This window comes from Paraburkholderia sediminicola, from assembly GCF_046030555.1.
Classification (GTDB): Bacteria; Pseudomonadota; Gammaproteobacteria; order Burkholderiales; family Burkholderiaceae; genus Paraburkholderia; species Paraburkholderia sediminicola_E.
In genome coordinates this window covers 58,187-71,479 of the sequence record NZ_JAQQCH010000024.1, presented here as the reverse complement: position 1 = coordinate 71,479, position 13,293 = coordinate 58,187, and the positions used below count along the sequence as shown (strand labels likewise).

Genomic DNA, 13,293 nt, shown 5'->3' with positions numbered 1-13,293 from the left:
TCACTGCGTGCGCGGCACGGCAACGTGTTCGTGGTAGTGGATCCGCGGCGCGATACGCGCGCGCCGGCGGCATGATTCTGGTGATCCGCAACAGCCTCGCTGCAGGATCGTCGGGGCTGTCAGGCCGCTTCGCGCGGCGCCGGCGGCTCGACGTCTTCGGCATCGCAAAAGGCCAGTACATCGTCGACGTATTGCGCGAATTCGCTGATCGCGTGATCACTCCCTTCGATCAGCGTAGTGCGCGCGCCCGGATAGTGCGCAAGCATTTCACGGTAATCGAGCACTTCGTCGCCAGTGGCGGCCATCAAATAATAGCGTTCAGGCCGCGTGATCGACGCGACGCCGAGCGCGCGCAGCTCGTCCAGATGATGCGGTTCGACCGTAATGCTGCCGCCGCCGTGCCATAACGGCTGCTCGCCGAGATAGGCACTCAGGTCACGTTGCGGCACGACGGCCGGATTCAGCAGCACCGCCGGCCAGCCGTGCTTTTCGGCGAGATGCGTGGCGAAGTAGCCGCCAAGCGAACTGCCGATCACCGTGATGTTGTCCGGTTCCGCAGCCTTCACCAGCGATTCGGCGAGCGCCACGGTCTCGAACGGCGAAACCGGCAGCATCGGGCAGCACCATTCATCACTGCGGCCGAGTTCGACGAGACGTGCGGCCAGCACGCGCGCCTTGAACGAATTGGGTGACGAACGGAAACCGTGCAGATAGAGGATCACGAAGTGCCTCGCGCGGAAAGTGCCGCGGACAACGCCTCAAGCAGCTTCTGATGCACGCCGCCGAAGCCGCCGTTGCTCATCACCAGAATCTGGTCGCCGGGGCGCGCCGCGTGAACCACCCCTTTGACCAGCGCGCCGAGATTGTCGAAAGCCTGCGCTTTGCCGCCGAGCGGCGCGAGCGCTTCGCCGAGATCCCAGCCGAGCGCGTCGCGGCCGGTCGGCGCGCCATAGCCGAACACCAGATCGGCGTCGGCCAGACTCGCCGGCAGTTGTGCCTTCATCACACCGAGCTTCATGGTGTTCGAGCGCGGTTCCAGCACGGCCAGGATGCGCGTGTTTTCGCGGCCGACACGGGCGCGCAGCCCGGCCACCGTGGTTTCGATCGCCGTGGGGTGGTGGGCGAAATCGTCATAGACGGTCACGCCGTCGACGCTGCCGCGCACTTCCATTCGGCGCTTCACATTCCGGAAGCTCGCCAGCGACTTCGCGGCTTGCGCCGGCGGCACGCCCACATGGCGCGCGGCGGCGATCGCGGCAAGCGCGTTCATGCGGTTGTGTTCACCCTGCACCTGCCACTCGACGACACCGACGCGCTCGCTGTTGTGATACACGGCGAAACGCTCGTCGACGGGCACACCGTCGTCCGCCGGCAGGGTTTCCCAACCGCCTTGCACGCCGAACCGCTCCACTTCGCTCCAGCAACCGCGCGTCAGCACGCGCTCCAGCGCGTCTTCACGACCGTTCGTGACAATCCGGCCGATGCCCGGCACTGTACGGATCAGATGATGGAACTGCGTTTCGATCACGGCCAGATCCGGGAAAATGTCGGCGTGATCGAACTCGAGGTTATTCAGGATCGCGGTTTTCGGCCGGTAGTGAACGAACTTGGAACGCTTGTCGAAAAAGGCCGTGTCGTACTCGTCGGCTTCGATCACAAAGAAGCTGGAATCGGTCAGCCGCGCCGAAACGCCGAAGTTCAGCGGTACACCGCCGATCAGGAAACCCGGATTGAGACCTGCGTCTTCAAGCAGCCAGGTCAGCATCGAACTGGTAGTGGTCTTGCCGTGCGTGCCGGCCACCGCCAGCACCCATTTACCGTTCAGCACGTGCTCGCCGAGCCACTGCGGACCGGAGACGTAAGGCAGGCCGCGATCGAGAATCGCTTCCATCAGCGGGTTGCCGCGCGTCACCACATTGCCGATCACGAACAGATCGGCGTTGAGGCCGTTCAACTGCTCAGCGTCATAACCTTCGATCAGACGAATGCCTTGTGCCTCGAGTTGCGTACTCATTGGCGGATAGACGCCGGCGTCGCAGCCCGTCACGGTGTGACCCGCGCCGCGCGCGAGGACCGCGAGTCCGCCCATGAACGTGCCGCAGATACCGAGGATGTGGATGTGCATAAGCCTGTCGTGCCGTGCGGGCGTATTTTGCGAGGATGGGAGTGCAAGAAAGCGGTCGAAACGACCGTCTGCAAAGGACGCTATTGTAACCGACGCCTCTGAATCGCCCTACGAACGGGGCAGGCCAGGTAGTCGCTCGCGTTGCCCACGCAAAGCGCCCTGCGCGAACCGCCCAGAAAGGACTGACACCAATCTCTAGTATGATTCAGAGATGGTTCGCAAATCACATTTCGATCCGCAGCGCGTGCGCGAGGAAATCGCCATCGCGGCTGCCCGGATGATCGCTGAAGACGGTCTGGACTACGCAACGGCCAAGCGTAAAGCGGCACGGCAGGTAGTCGGCGAGAGCCGTGTTGCCGGCGAATGGTTGCCGGATAACGACCAGATCGAAGAAGAAATCCGTGAATATCAGTCGCTCTTCCAGGGTGACAGCCAGCCGGCGCTGCTGCGGCGGCTCCGCCGCATTGCCATAGACTGGATGGAGCGGCTCGCGCCGTTCAATCCGTATCTGACCGGCGCGGTGCTCGGCGGCACGGCCGGCGAACACTCCGATATTCACCTTCAGGTGTTCTGCGACAACCCGAAAGAAGTCGCGATCTATTTTCTGAACGCCAACATCCAGTACGACGTTTCGGAGACGCGGCATTTTGCCGGTCGCGGCTACGTCGAGACGCTGAGTTTCCTGTGGCGCCCAATGAACGAAGGCCGCGATGGTGAGCCGGCCGGCATCCACGTCGCCCTGTACGAAACGGACGACTTACGCGGCGCGGTCCGGGCCGACGCGCGCGGCCGCACTGCCCGCGCGAACCAGCAGGCGGTTCAGGCGCTGCTCGACAGTAGCGGCGTCACCCCTTCAACTAATTAGACAGACCTGGAATGAATACGAGACGGATTCTGGCAGGCGCGCTTGTCGCGGTCGCCGCTGCGGGCGGCGGGGTACTGGCCAATCATTTGCTGAACGGCAGCCCGGAAGTGGCTCACGCGGCCGAGCCCGCCTCCACGCAAAGCGCAGTCGACCAACTTTGGGCCGCACCCGTCACGAGCGTCGACGGCAAGCCCCAATCGCTAAGTTTGCTTAAAGGCCACCCAATCGTCGTCAACTTCTGGGCGTCGTGGTGCGGACCGTGTGTCGAAGAGATGCCCGCTCTTTCGCAACTTCAGCGCGAATATGCGAAGAAAGGAATCCAGTTCGTAGGACTTGGCGTCGATTCGGACAAAAATGTCCAAGCGTTCCTGCAGAAGGTGAAAGTAGCCTACCCGGTCTATGTGACCGGGTTCGGCGGCGCCGACCTCGCGCGCGCGTTCGGCAATACCGCCGGCGGGCTGCCGTTTACCGTCGTTATTGACGCGAAAGGCAACATCCGCTCGACAAAATTAGGGCAAATCGACCCCAAAGCGCTGAAACAGACGCTTGACGCGCTCTAAATTTCACATTCTTTTGACGATCAGATAGGGGCAAATGGCGCGAAATTACGCGCAAATCGCTCAAATTTGAGAGAAGATGGGCGCCCGGAGACGCGGCGAAAGGCCGCTGAGATCGTTCCGAACGCGCAGGAAACTAGACAAGTTTCTCTAATCAGCGCTAAAGTGCGCCCAATTCCACGGAAAAAGAAGCGACCATGACGCGACTGCTGGTACTGCACGGCCCCAACCTCAATCTTCTCGGCACCCGGGAACCCGAGGTCTACGGCCGCGTGACGTTGCCGCAGATCGATCAGGCACTGGCGGACCGCGCAGCGGACGCAGGCGTCGAACTCGCGTCGTTCCAGAGCAATCATGAAGGCGCCCTGGTCGATCGCATCCAATCCGCCCGGACCGAACAAACCGATTTCATACTGATCAATCCCGCCGCGTACACGCACACCAGCGTGGCTGTTCGGGATGCACTGGCGGGGGTCGGCATCCCGTTCGTCGAGATTCATCTGTCGAACGTACATCGCCGCGAACCGTTCCGGCATCACTCGTATTTCTCCGACCAGGCAGAGGGCGTGATTTGCGGCCTTGGCTGGAAGGGGTACATGTACGCGCTCGAATTCGCGCTCGACCGGCTGTCCGCCGGCTCATCGCGCGGCTGATTCCAAACACGTCTAATTTGAGCCGGCAGCGTATGCGCCGGCACTTTACGCATTGAAAGGGGCTTCCTGATGGATCTACGTAAACTGAAAACTCTGATCGACCTCGTCTCGGAGTCCGGTATTTCCGAACTCGAAGTGACTGAAGGCGAAGGCAAGGTCCGCATCGTCAAGAATGCGCCGCCGGTTTACGTGCAACCGTCCGCTTCGTATGCTCCGCAATATGCGCAGCCGGCACCGATGGTAGGCGGCGAAGCGCCGGCTGCTGCAAGCGCTCCCGCGACGCCGGCCCCCGTCGCGCCGCAAGGCCACGTGGTGACCTCGCCGATGGTCGGCACCTTCTACCGCGCGCCGTCGCCGGGCGCCGAACCGTTCGTCCAGGTGGGCGACACGGTCAAGGAAGGCCAGACGATCTGCATCATCGAAGCGATGAAGCTGCTCAACGAAATCGAGTCGGACAAGTCAGGCGTGGTGAAGGAAATCCTCGTCGAGAATGGCCAGGCGGTCGAATACGGCCAACCGTTGTTCCTGGTCGGCTAACGCGGCACGCTTTGCGCTTTTTTTGCGCTTGCCGCCCGCGCGCCTGCCCTCCCGAGGCGCGCGACCGATCCTCTGAGGCAGCCTGTGTTGTGATCAACCTGGCGCCTATTGATGAGTCGAAAATCCGCTATGTTTGAAAAAATCCTCATTGCCAATCGTGGCGAGATCGCGCTTCGTATCCAGCGCGCCTGCCGCGAACTCGGCGTCAAGACGGTCGTCGTCTATTCGGAAGCCGACAAGGAAGCCAAGTACGTGAAGCTCGCCGACGAGGCGGTCTGTATCGGCCCGGCGCCTTCGAATCTCAGCTACCTGAACATGCCGGCGCTGATCAGCGCGGCAGAAGTGACGGACGCCGAGGCGATCCACCCAGGCTACGGCTTTCTGTCGGAAAACGCTGACTTCGCCGAGCGCGTCGAGCAGTCCGGCTTCACCTTCATCGGCCCGCGCCCGGAAACCATCCGGATGATGGGCGACAAGGTGACCGCCAAGCAAACCATGATCAAGACCGGCGTGCCCTGCGTGCCGGGGTCTGAAGGCGCGTTACCGGACGATCCGAAAGAGATCGTGAAAATTGCCCGCCAGGTCGGCTACCCGGTGATCATCAAGGCCGCTGGCGGCGGCGGTGGCCGCGGCATGCGCGTGGTCCACACCGAAGCGGCGCTGGTCAACGCGGTCAATATGACGCGCGAAGAAGCCGGCCGTGCCTTCGGCAATCCGCAGGTCTACATGGAGAAATTCCTGGAGAACCCGCGGCACATCGAAATTCAGATCCTGGCCGACTCGTTCAAAAACGCGGTCTGGCTGGGCGAGCGCGATTGCTCGATGCAGCGCCGTCACCAGAAAGTGATCGAAGAAGCGCCGGCGCCGGGCATCGCGCGCCGCCTGATCGATCGCATCGGCGATCGTTGCGCGGACGCCTGCAAGAAGATGGGCTACCTCGGCGCGGGTACGTTCGAATTCCTGTACGAAAACGGCGAGTTCTATTTCATCGAAATGAACACGCGCGTGCAGGTCGAGCATCCGGTGACCGAGCTGATCACGGGCGTCGATATCGTCCAGGAACAGATCCGTATCGCGGCCGGCGAGAAGCTCGCGTTCCGTCAGCGCGACATCGTCTTCAAGGGTCACGCGATCGAATGCCGGATCAACGCAGAAGATCCGTTCAAGTTCATTCCGTCGCCGGGACGTTTGACGTCGTGGCATATGCCGGGCGGCCCCGGCATCCGCGTCGATTCGCACGCCTACAATGGCTATTTCGTGCCGCCGAACTACGATTCGATGATCGGCAAGCTGATCGCTTACGGCGCGACGCGTGAACAGGCGATCAAGCGGATGCGCATCGCACTGTCGGAAATGGTGGTCGAAGGCATTCAGACCAACATCCCGCTGCACCGCGAGCTGATGCTGGACGCGAAGTTCGTTGAAGGCGGCACCAGCATTCACTACCTCGAAAACCGGTTGGCCGCGAAGCAGCAAGCCGCGCCGGAAGAAGCGTAAGTCATGAGCTACCGGGAACTGATCGCCGAGCTGGCACGCGAGTACGCGGAGGAGTTCTCCGATGCGCTGCTCGAGTTGGGTGCGCTGTCCGTATCGGTTGAAGATGCGGACGCCGACACGCCCGACGAGCAGCCGCTGTTCGGCGAGCCCGGCCTCACGCCGGATCGCACGGCGTGGCAGCGTTCGCGCGTGATCGCGCTGCTCGCGCCGGAACACGAGCCGGCGGTGCTGCTCACCGCGGCGGCCAATGAGCTGGGCCTCGATCCCGCGCCTTCGTTCACCGTGCGTGAAGTCGAAGAGCAGGATTGGGTGCGTCTCACGCAATCGCAATTCGATCCGATTTCAATCGGCGAGCGCATCTGGGTCGTGCCCTCGTGGCACGACGCACCGGATCCGGACGCCCTCGTGCTGGAACTCGATCCTGGCCTCGCATTCGGAACCGGCAGCCATCCCACGACACGTCTGTGTATGGAGTGGCTGGAGCAATCGGTCAAAGTGGAGCAATCCGTGCTCGACTATGGCTGCGGCTCGGGCATCCTCGCAATCCTCGCGAAGAAGTGCGGCGCCAACCCGGTGTACGGCATCGATATCGACCCGCAAGCGGTCGAGTCGGCACGTCACAACAGCGAGCGCAACCGGGCGGAAGTCACGTACGGTTTGCCTGACGAATGCCCCACCGGCGAGTTCGATATCGTGGTCGCCAATATCCTGTCGAATCCGCTCAAACTGATGGCGTCGATGCTGTCGTCGAAGGTCAAGCCGGGCGGCCGGATCGCGCTGTCGGGCATCCTGGCGCGCCAGGCGGACGAAGTGGCGGAGGTCTACGCACGATGGATCGACATTGGCGTATGGCGCGAACACGAAGGTTGGGTATGTCTCTCGGGAACGCGCCGCGAAAGCCATTAGAATAAGGCGTATTGTCCAACCAACGGCCTTTCGGCTTACCGGCTCAATATGCTCCTGGCGACGCGTTGCCCCTTCTGCGAAACCGTCTTCCGCCTGCAACCGGCGCAGCTCGCGCTGCGCCGCGGCCTCGTGCGTTGCGGGCATTGCCATGAAGTATTCGACGCATCCAGCAGCCTGTTCGAACTGAACGACGGCGGCGACTTCTCCTCCGCCAAGCCAGTTGCCGCGGCTGCGGCGATCGAAGCCTTGTCCGGCATACGTCCCAAGGACCCCGATTTCAGCGCTGAAGCCTGGGATCCGTGGGCACCGGCGGCTGACGCTGTAATCGACAACCGTCTGCTCCACAACGCCAGCAACCTGCCGCTCACGCCGGTTTCCACCGGCGCAGGCGTCGCGGTCACACCGCGCCATGCGACCGAGCCGGAACTGCCGGCGAGCACCTTCACCACGCCGATTCCGCCCGACGACGAACCCATTCTCGCGGATGCGCCGCTCGAACCCTTCGCCTACGAGCCTGACGCGCCGGTGAGCGGCCCGCGTGAGCCTTCCGCTGCCTCGGCCAACGCGCCGGCGGAAGCCGCGCCGCGGGTCTGGCACAAGACCGAGCGCTCCGCTGAGCATCTTGCTCATGCAGACGAACCGGTTCTGAACGAGCCGGCCACCTTGCATGGCATTCCTGACAATGAACCGCATTTCGGCGCGGCCGGCTTAGGCGCGGCCGGCTTAGGCGCGGCCGGCTTAGGTGCCGCGACCGGTTTGGGTGCCGCTGGCGGTCTGGGCGCTGGCAGCGGAGGCTCAGGCACGGCCGGCCCGGGCGCAGCTTCATTTGGATCGAGCGGCGAGCCTTTCACAGTCCAGCCGGTGCATGACGGCGTCGATCCCTTCCCGGTGGTACGCGAAACGCGCCCAGCCGAACCGCGTCGCCTCGGCTGGATCATCGCGGGCTCGGTAGTCGCGGCGCTGCTGGTTATCGCGCTGCTCGCGCAGCTCGCCTGGTGGCAGCGCGAAACCGTGCAGGTCGACTTCCCGCGTTCACAGACGCTCTATGCGAAGGTCTGTGCGCAGCTCGGCTGCCAGATCACGCCGCCACACGACATCGACGGGTTGCAGGTCGAACCGTCCGATCTGCGGCAGATCGACGGCCCACACAAGCTCGAACTGAAGATGCCGCTGCGCAACCGCTTCAACGTTGCGCTGGCCTACCCTGCCATCGAACTCACGCTACTCGACGACCAGAATAATGTCGCCGTGCGCCGCGTGCTGTGGCCGCAAGACTACGTCCCACCCGGCACGCCGATCGCAGCCGGCCTGCCGGCGCACACGACCCAGACCATGATCGTCCATCTCGACACGGGCAATGCGGTCGCTTCCAATTTCCGCGTACAGATTTTTTATCCGTAACGCATCCTTGCGCGCTCGGCACTGACCGGGCGTGTTCACCGTCATTACTGACGAATTTTCGGAGCACAACAACATGAGTCAAGTCACGCTGGGTGGCAACCCGATCGAAGTAGCCGGCACGTTCCCGACCGTGGGCCAGAATGCCCCCGCCTTCTCGCTGGTGGGCAAGGATCTGAAGCCGCTGTCGCTGGCTGACTTTGCCGGCAAGCGCAAGGTGCTGAACATCGTCCCGAGCCTCGACACGCCGACCTGCGCCACCTCGACCCGCAAGTTCAACGAAGCCGCGGCCAAGCTGAGCAACACGGCTGTGATCGTCGTGTCGGGCGACCTGCCGTTCGCCGCATCGCGCTTCTGCACGACGGAAGGCATCGAGAACGTCGTGACAGCGTCCACGTTCCGCGGCCATGAATTCGCGCAAGCCTACGGCGTCGACGTGACGAGCGGCCCGCTGACGGGTCTGACGGCACGCGCCGTGGTGGTCGTCGACGAAAACGACAAGGTCGTGCATGCTGAGCTGGTCGGCGAAATCAAGAACGAGCCGAACTACGACGCAGCACTCGCCGCGCTGAAGTAAAACCTTCGCGCACGAACCCCGGCGCCGCGCTTCGTGCGCGGCGCTGTCACGTCGTCGCGCCCATTCTCTTTATCGATTTTTACAGGAACGCTCGCCTTGGCTACGCTGATTTGCGGTTCGCTCGCCTACGACAACATCATGACCTTCGAGGGTCGCTTTCGGGATCACATCCTGCCGGAGCAGGTCCACATCCTGAACGTGAGCTTTCTCGTGCCGACGATGCGCCGGGAATTCGGCGGCTGCGCGGGCAACATTGCCTACTCGCTGCATCTGCTCGGCGGCGACGCGCGCATCATGGGGACGCTCGGCGCGATCGACGCGCAGCTCTACATGGACCGCTTCAAGCAGCTCGGCCTGTCGACGGAAAACGTGCTCCTGGTGCCGGACACCCACTCGGCGCAAGCGATGATCACCACCGATCTGGAAAACAATCAGATCGCCGCCTTCCACCCGGGCGCGATGATGCAGTCGCATCTGAATCGTGCCGATGAAGCAAAAGGCATCACGCTCGGCATCGTCGCCCCTGATGGCTATGACGGCATGATCCAGCACTCCGAGCACCTGGCAGCGGCCGGCGTGCCGTTTATCTTCGATCCGGGCCAAGGTTTGCCGCTGTTCGACGGCGCGTCTCTGCGCCGTATGATTGAACTTGCTACTTATGTAGCTGTCAACGATTACGAAGCCAAACTGGTGAGCAACAAAACGGGTTGGTCGATCGAAGAGATCGCCGGCAAGGTCGAGGCGCTGATTATCACGCTCGGCGAGCAAGGCGCGAAGATCCATCATGCCGGGGGCATCGAAGATATTCCGGCAGTCAAGGCACAGCAGGTGCTCGATCCTACAGGTTGCGGCGACGCGTTCCGCGGCGGCTTGCTGTACGGCATCGAGAACAAGCTTGGCTGGGCGACCACCGGCCGTCTGGCGAGCCTGATGGGCGCGCTGAAGATCGAACACCAGGGCCCGCAAAACTACGCGCCCAGCCGGGCGGAGATCAACGAACGGTTCAAGCAGGCGTTCGGATACGACCTGCAGTAATACCGCAAGCTATTGGAGTTAGGGAATGAGAACAACGAGTCGCCTGGTAGTGGCCGCCTTGATTGCCGGTTCACTGGCCATGTCGGGGTGTGCGTATAACAGCAGTTCTGCAGACGTCTACACGGCGTCGCAGGCGCAACGCGAAGAGACGGTCCGCATGGGCACGGTCGACAGCGTTCGGGCCGTGAAGATCAGTTCGAACAACGGCCAGCCGAGCGGCCTGGGTGCGATCGGCGGCGGTGCGTTGGGCGCGGTGGCCGGCAGCGCGATCGGCGGCGGTCGCGGCTCGATCGTGACGGGCATCATCGGCGGTCTGGCCGGCGCGGTGGCAGGCAATGCGGTCGAGAACGGCGTCGCGGTGCACGACGGTCTCGAGATCACCGTGCGACTCGATAACGGCGACATGCGCGCGATCACGCAAAGCGCCACCGGCGAAATCTTCCGCGCCGGCGACCGTGTCCGTCTGCTCTCGAGCGGCGGCGTCACGCGCGTCACGCACTAAGCTTTTCCCCTCTCGCGCGGCAACGCTTCACGCGCCGCCGCGGCGACTTCAAACGCATGCCCTCCCCTGTGCATGCGTTTTTTTCGCCTGTATGTTTTGAGCCGAGGCGCGTTCAAGCGATAGGCGGACGCCGGGCGAAAAAAATCCCGTCGCCAGAAACCCGGCAACGGGACCCTGACCGAGTAGCGCTCGGGAATGCTACTTAAGCGCTACTCGATCATCGACACATGGTACGGCGTGTCGAAGTACTTCTGCTGCTTATCCGCCAGTTACGGACGGCTGCCCGTCGGGAACGGCCATGCCGCTGCCGGGTTCAGCGCGGTTTTCACCGACGCCGCCGGTGCGCTCGAGACAGAAGTCGCAGCGGGTGCAGGCGCAGCCTTCTTGGCGACAGCCTTCTTCGCAGGGGCAGCCTTCTTGGCAGGAGCAGCGGCCTTCTTCGCGGCAGCCTTCTTGGCAGGCGCAGCCTTTTTAGCGGCAGCCTTTTTCGCAGGCGCAGCTTTCTTCGCAGCAGCCTTCTTAGCAGGCGCAGCCTTCTTGGCAGCAGCCTTCTTAGCAGGCGCCTTCTTGGCAGCGGCCTTCTTAGCCGGCGCCTTCTTTGCTGCAACCTTCTTCACTGCGGCCTTCTTAGCCGGCGCCTTCTTCGCTGCAACCTTCTTCGCTGCAACCTTCTTCGCTGCAACCTTCTTCGCTGCAACCTTCTTCACAGCGACTTTCTTGGCTGCAACCTTCTTGGCCGGAGCAGCTTTCTTCGCTGCAACCTTCTTAGCCGGCGCCTTCTTTGCTGCAACCTTCTTCACTGCGACTTTCTTTGCAGCGACTTTCTTCGCCGGAGCGGCCTTCTTAGCCGGTGCCTTCTTGGCTACGACCTTCTTCGCTGCGGGTTTCTTAGCTGCGGCTTTTTTGATAGTTGCCATCATTTTCTCCTTCAGGTTTTCAGATGAGAGTCAGTTCAAACTACACCCTTCGTCAAAACCCGTTTCTCGCGGACGCTTCTCAGGGCGCGCGCTACGAAGCGGGCTATTCATCGGCGTACGCAGGTGCTGCGCGCTTACGCTAATGAATGCGGTAAGGCGCGCCGTGCCCTTGGGCACCGCGCGCCAGATCTGGTCGGCGCTGGATATCAACGCCGGCAATTGCTTGATCGGGCCGCTGGCGACAACGCCAGCGGCTTTTTCCGGGGGGAAGTTTGCCCATCCCACTGAAGGGTTCGCAAAGTGCCAGCCATGTTTGTGGGCCGCGAAGGCACGCGACGCACCGGGCACAATTTGCATCAGGCGGTTCTGCTCCTAACTAAATTGCCGCGGCCGAAGCCTGCCGGCATCCCCAAAATGAATGCATCTGCGACACGAACCCGGATCACTCCCAGGTCAGCGCGCCGCCAGTCTGATATTCGATCACTCGCGTCTCGAAGAAGTTGCGTTCCTTCTTCAGGTCGATCATCTCGCTCATCCACGGGAACGGGTTTTCCTCGTTCGGGTACAGCGGATCGAGACCGATCTGCTGGCAACGACGGTTGCAGATGAAGCGCAGATAGCTCTTGAACATCGACGCATTGAGGCCGAGCACCCCGCGCGGCATCGTATCTTCTGCGTAACGATATTCAAGTTCGACCGCTTGCTGGAAGATTTCGCGGATTTCCGCACGGAACTCAGCCGTCCAGAGTTGCGGGTTTTCGAGTTTGATCTGGTTGATCAGGTCGATGCCGAAATTGCAGTGCATCGACTCGTCGCGCAGGATGTATTGGTACTGTTCCGCCGCGCCGGTCATCTTGTTCTGACGGCCAAGCGCCAGGATTTGCGTAAAGCCGACGTAGAAGAACAAACCTTCCATCACACAAGCGAACACGATCAGCGAGCGCAGCAGGGTCTGGTCTGCCCCGAGCGTACCGGTCTTGAAGGCCGGGTCGGTCAGCGTATGGATGAACGGAATCAGGAATTCGTCTTTCGCGCGGATCGAGGAAACCTCGTGATACGCGTTGAAGATTTCGCCTTCGTCGAGGCCCAGCGATTCGACGATGTACTGGTAAGCGTGCGTGTGGATCGCCTCTTCGAACGCCTGGCGCAGTAGGAACTGGCGGCATTCGGGCGCCGTGATGTGGCGGTAGGTGCCCAGCACGATGTTGTTGGCGGCCAGCGAGTCTGCCGTCACGAAGAAGCCCAGGTTGCGCTTGACGATGCGGCGCTCGTCTTCGGTCAGCCCGTTCGGGTCTTTCCAGAGGGCGATGTCGCGCGACATGTTCACTTCTTGCGGCATCCAGTGGTTGGCGCAACCAGCCAGATACTTTTCCCAGGCCCACTTGTATTTGAACGGCACCAACTGATTGACGTCGGTCTGGCCGTTGATGATGCGCTTGTCGGCGACATTGACACGCGACTCGGAAATGGCAGCGGTTCCGGTAGCGTGAGAGACGGAAGCAACGGGAGCGACAGCGATGTCGTTCGCGAAGACGTCTTGAGCCGAGGGAGCGTGAGGAGCGGAACGCGTTCCGACTTGCGAACCGACAGCCGATCCCGCCGCGTTGCGCAACACATTCTGTTGCGTCGCGCTCGAGGGAGTTACGGCAGTGATCTCGTCATCCCAGTTGAGCATAAATGTCACCATCAATTTAGAACGGTTTGTACCATCTTTTCACGAGCGA

At 62.2% G+C, this 13,293-nt stretch carries 15 protein-coding genes; 10 read left to right on the top strand and 5 right to left on the bottom strand.

Annotated features, from left to right (window positions below; all coding sequences use genetic code 11):
- Positions 1-119: 119 nt before the first annotated feature.
- Together PQQ52_RS27805 and mpl are read right to left on the bottom strand one after the other, a co-directional pair.
- On the bottom strand, positions 120-722 hold the full coding sequence (locus PQQ52_RS27805) for a YqiA/YcfP family alpha/beta fold hydrolase (RefSeq protein ID WP_408218557.1): 603 nt from the start codon (positions 720-722) through the stop codon (positions 120-122).
- Complete coding sequence (gene mpl, locus PQQ52_RS27800) at positions 719-2,125, bottom strand: UDP-N-acetylmuramate:L-alanyl-gamma-D-glutamyl-meso-diaminopimelate ligase (protein ID WP_408218555.1); 1,407 nt, start codon at positions 2,123-2,125, stop codon at positions 719-721. The genes PQQ52_RS27805 and mpl overlap by 4 nt, the downstream gene beginning before the upstream one ends.
- A 211-nt stretch (positions 2,126-2,336) precedes the next feature.
- On the opposite strand from mpl, the gene PQQ52_RS27795 reads away from it, so the two are divergent.
- The 10 genes from PQQ52_RS27795 (at position 2,337) to PQQ52_RS27750 (ending at position 10,652) form a co-directional block, all read left to right on the top strand.
- Positions 2,337-2,990 (top strand): UDP-N-acetylmuramate--alanine ligase, encoded by a 654-nt coding sequence (locus PQQ52_RS27795; protein WP_408218553.1) that lies wholly within the window; start codon positions 2,337-2,339, stop codon positions 2,988-2,990.
- Positions 2,991-3,001: 11 nt separating this feature from the next.
- Positions 3,002-3,550, top strand: coding sequence for a TlpA family protein disulfide reductase (locus PQQ52_RS27790; RefSeq protein WP_408218551.1), 549 nt, complete (start codon positions 3,002-3,004; stop codon positions 3,548-3,550).
- Between the two features lie 194 nt (positions 3,551-3,744).
- The gene (gene aroQ / locus PQQ52_RS27785; protein ID WP_408218549.1) at positions 3,745-4,200 is read left to right on the top strand and encodes a type II 3-dehydroquinate dehydratase; all 456 of its coding nucleotides are present in this window, start codon (positions 3,745-3,747) and stop codon (positions 4,198-4,200) included.
- Between the two features lie 69 nt (positions 4,201-4,269).
- Positions 4,270-4,737, top strand: a complete 468-nt coding sequence (gene accB, locus PQQ52_RS27780) for an acetyl-CoA carboxylase biotin carboxyl carrier protein (RefSeq protein ID WP_408218546.1) — start codon at positions 4,270-4,272, stop codon at positions 4,735-4,737.
- A 129-nt stretch (positions 4,738-4,866) separates the two neighbouring features.
- A complete protein-coding gene (gene accC / locus PQQ52_RS27775) occupies positions 4,867-6,234 on the top strand; it encodes an acetyl-CoA carboxylase biotin carboxylase subunit (RefSeq protein ID WP_408218543.1) in 1,368 nt (455 codons plus the stop codon).
- Positions 6,235-6,237: 3 nt separating this feature from the next.
- A complete protein-coding gene (gene prmA, locus PQQ52_RS27770; RefSeq protein WP_408218540.1) occupies positions 6,238-7,140 on the top strand; it encodes a 50S ribosomal protein L11 methyltransferase in 903 nt (300 codons plus the stop codon).
- 48 nt (positions 7,141-7,188) lie between these two features.
- Entirely contained in the window at positions 7,189-8,541 is a 1,353-nt protein-coding gene (locus PQQ52_RS27765; protein WP_408218537.1) for a zinc-ribbon and DUF3426 domain-containing protein, read from the top strand.
- Positions 8,542-8,614: 73 nt separating this feature from the next.
- A complete protein-coding gene (gene tpx / locus PQQ52_RS27760; protein ID WP_325043200.1) occupies positions 8,615-9,115 on the top strand; it encodes a thiol peroxidase in 501 nt (166 codons plus the stop codon).
- Positions 9,116-9,211: 96 nt separating this feature from the next.
- Positions 9,212-10,150 (top strand): carbohydrate kinase family protein, encoded by a 939-nt coding sequence (locus PQQ52_RS27755; protein ID WP_408218533.1) that lies wholly within the window; start codon positions 9,212-9,214, stop codon positions 10,148-10,150.
- 25 nt (positions 10,151-10,175) lie between these two features.
- Positions 10,176-10,652 (top strand): outer membrane lipoprotein, encoded by a 477-nt coding sequence (locus tag PQQ52_RS27750; RefSeq protein WP_028196458.1) that lies wholly within the window; start codon positions 10,176-10,178, stop codon positions 10,650-10,652.
- 269 nt (positions 10,653-10,921) lie between these two features.
- On the opposite strand, the gene PQQ52_RS27745 is transcribed toward PQQ52_RS27750, so the two are convergent.
- The 3 genes from PQQ52_RS27745 to PQQ52_RS27735 all read right to left on the bottom strand — a co-directional run bounded on the left by PQQ52_RS27745 (position 10,922) and on the right by PQQ52_RS27735 (position 13,244).
- Positions 10,922-11,569 (bottom strand): histone H1-like DNA-binding protein, encoded by a 648-nt coding sequence (locus PQQ52_RS27745; RefSeq protein WP_408218530.1) that lies wholly within the window; start codon positions 11,567-11,569, stop codon positions 10,922-10,924.
- A 30-nt stretch (positions 11,570-11,599) separates the two neighbouring features.
- The gene (locus PQQ52_RS27740) at positions 11,600-11,926 is read right to left on the bottom strand and encodes a hypothetical protein (RefSeq protein WP_408218528.1); all 327 of its coding nucleotides are present in this window, start codon (positions 11,924-11,926) and stop codon (positions 11,600-11,602) included.
- An 85-nt stretch (positions 11,927-12,011) separates the two neighbouring features.
- Positions 12,012-13,244, bottom strand: a complete 1,233-nt coding sequence (locus tag PQQ52_RS27735) for a ribonucleotide-diphosphate reductase subunit beta (protein WP_408218526.1) — start codon at positions 13,242-13,244, stop codon at positions 12,012-12,014.
- Between the last annotated feature and the right edge of the window lie 49 nt (positions 13,245-13,293).

What these genes read in the sequence shown, in the direction of transcription:
- PQQ52_RS27735 (WP_408218526.1), bottom strand. Translation starts at nt 13,244, where the DNA reads ATGCTCAACTGGGATGACGAGATCACTGCCGTAACTCCCTCGAGCGCG.
- PQQ52_RS27745 (WP_408218530.1), bottom strand. Translation starts at nt 11,569, where the DNA reads ATGGCAACTATCAAAAAAGCCGCAGCTAAGAAACCCGCAGCGAAGAAG.
- PQQ52_RS27750 (WP_028196458.1), top strand. Translation starts at nt 10,176, where the DNA reads ATGAGAACAACGAGTCGCCTGGTAGTGGCCGCCTTGATTGCCGGTTCA.
- tpx (WP_325043200.1), top strand. Translation starts at nt 8,615, where the DNA reads ATGAGTCAAGTCACGCTGGGTGGCAACCCGATCGAAGTAGCCGGCACG.
- PQQ52_RS27765 (WP_408218537.1), top strand. Translation starts at nt 7,189, where the DNA reads ATGCTCCTGGCGACGCGTTGCCCCTTCTGCGAAACCGTCTTCCGCCTG.
- PQQ52_RS27740 (WP_408218528.1), bottom strand. Translation starts at nt 11,926, where the DNA reads ATGCAAATTGTGCCCGGTGCGTCGCGTGCCTTCGCGGCCCACAAACAT.
- aroQ (WP_408218549.1), top strand. Translation starts at nt 3,745, where the DNA reads ATGACGCGACTGCTGGTACTGCACGGCCCCAACCTCAATCTTCTCGGC.
- accB (WP_408218546.1), top strand. Translation starts at nt 4,270, where the DNA reads ATGGATCTACGTAAACTGAAAACTCTGATCGACCTCGTCTCGGAGTCC.
- prmA (WP_408218540.1), top strand. Translation starts at nt 6,238, where the DNA reads ATGAGCTACCGGGAACTGATCGCCGAGCTGGCACGCGAGTACGCGGAG.
- PQQ52_RS27795 (WP_408218553.1), top strand. Translation starts at nt 2,337, where the DNA reads ATGGTTCGCAAATCACATTTCGATCCGCAGCGCGTGCGCGAGGAAATC.
- mpl (WP_408218555.1), bottom strand. Translation starts at nt 2,125, where the DNA reads ATGCACATCCACATCCTCGGTATCTGCGGCACGTTCATGGGCGGACTC.
- PQQ52_RS27790 (WP_408218551.1), top strand. Translation starts at nt 3,002, where the DNA reads ATGAATACGAGACGGATTCTGGCAGGCGCGCTTGTCGCGGTCGCCGCT.
- accC (WP_408218543.1), top strand. Translation starts at nt 4,867, where the DNA reads ATGTTTGAAAAAATCCTCATTGCCAATCGTGGCGAGATCGCGCTTCGT.